Source organism: Oleiphilus sp. HI0066 (assembly GCF_001635725.1).
In genome coordinates this window covers 1-1163 of the sequence record NZ_LWFH01000591.1, presented here as the reverse complement: position 1 = coordinate 1163, position 1163 = coordinate 1, and the positions used below count along the sequence as shown (strand labels likewise).

General features: G+C 42.8%; 2 protein-coding genes. Both read right to left on the bottom strand.

The features are described 5' to 3' along the window. Positions 1-114: 114 nt before the first annotated feature. Positions 115-375 carry a 50S ribosomal protein L27 gene (rpmA, locus tag A3738_RS07800; protein ID WP_068478588.1) on the bottom strand — a complete coding sequence of 87 codons (261 nt, stop codon included), beginning with the start codon at positions 373-375 and terminating at the stop codon, positions 115-117. A gap of 49 nt (positions 376-424) precedes the next feature. Beyond that, positions 425-736 carry a 50S ribosomal protein L21 gene (gene rplU / locus A3738_RS07795; RefSeq protein WP_068458279.1) on the bottom strand — a complete coding sequence of 104 codons (312 nt, stop codon included), beginning with the start codon at positions 734-736 and terminating at the stop codon, positions 425-427. Between the last annotated feature and the right edge of the window lie 427 nt (positions 737-1163).

Below are 1163 nucleotides of genomic sequence, written 5' to 3'. Positions count from 1 at the left end.
TTTTTCCGCTCTATCTACAAGCCACTGACTCAGTTTAACTGCTAGTTTTTCATGCGCTACAAAAACGCAAAAAAAAAGCCCCGCAATGCGGAGCTTTTTTTGATAAGACCAAGCTTATTCCGCTGCTACGATCTCTACGTATTTGCGGTTTTGAGGGCCTTTTGTAACAAACTGAACAACGCCGTCTGCAGTTGCAAACAAAGTGTGGTCTTTACCACAACCAACGTTAGTACCAGCGTGGAAACGTGTACCACGTTGACGAACAATAATGCTACCTGCTGAAACAACTTGGCCGCCGAAGCGCTTAACGCCTAAGCGTTTACTCTCGGAATCGCGACCGTTCCGGGTACTACCACCCGCTTTCTTGTGAGCCATTAGATTACTCCTTTCGCTATCTGATTCGCACTAAGTGCAAACGCTTAGCTTAGCCTTTAATACCAGTGATTTTCACCTCAGTGTACCACTGACGGTGACCCATTTGCTTCATGTGATGCTTACGACGCTTGAACTTCATGATTTTTACTTTGTCATGACGGCCGTGACTAACGATTTCTGCTGTCACTTTAGCGCCTTTCACGTTTGGCTCACCAATTTTTACATCGTCACCATTCGCTACAAGCAATACTCGATCAAAATCTACTTTAGCGCCTGTCTCAAGCTCAATTTTTTCAAGCTTAAGTACTTCGCCTTCTGTAACACGGTGCTGCTTACCACCGCTTACGATAACTGCGTACATTTATGTTCTCCAATTTTAATAACCCTCAACTTATAGATCTGAATCTACCCTGCCGTTGTTTCTTAAAGCACTGCTTTTTAACATCTGTTTCTAAAGGAAGCTCTTCGGCAACCCTATAACAGAGAACAACCTCGTATTTGAGGGGCGCGTGATTTTAATAAAACAAGAAAGCAAATGCAACACTGAAGCCAATCTAATAAGAACTTATCTTGACACTCGACACACCGAACCATAGCATTTGCACCGCATCGATAGATAAGCAGCAAAACTCTACAAAAATTTGAACGATTAAATGCACTTAAAAGACATCTACCAGAGCGTTGAGCAAGAGTTCGACGCAGTCAACGCCCTGATTTTCGATCAACTATCATCTCGCGTTCCTTTAGTTGAAAAAATCGCACAATATATTATTGAGAGCGGTGGTAAA

Excerpts from the sequence above, each read along its gene's own strand:
- rpmA (WP_068478588.1), bottom strand. The coding sequence starts at position 375 with ATGGCTCACAAGAAAGCGGGTGGTAGTACCCGGAACGGTCGCGATTCC.
- rplU (WP_068458279.1), bottom strand. The coding sequence starts at position 736 with ATGTACGCAGTTATCGTAAGCGGTGGTAAGCAGCACCGTGTTACAGAA.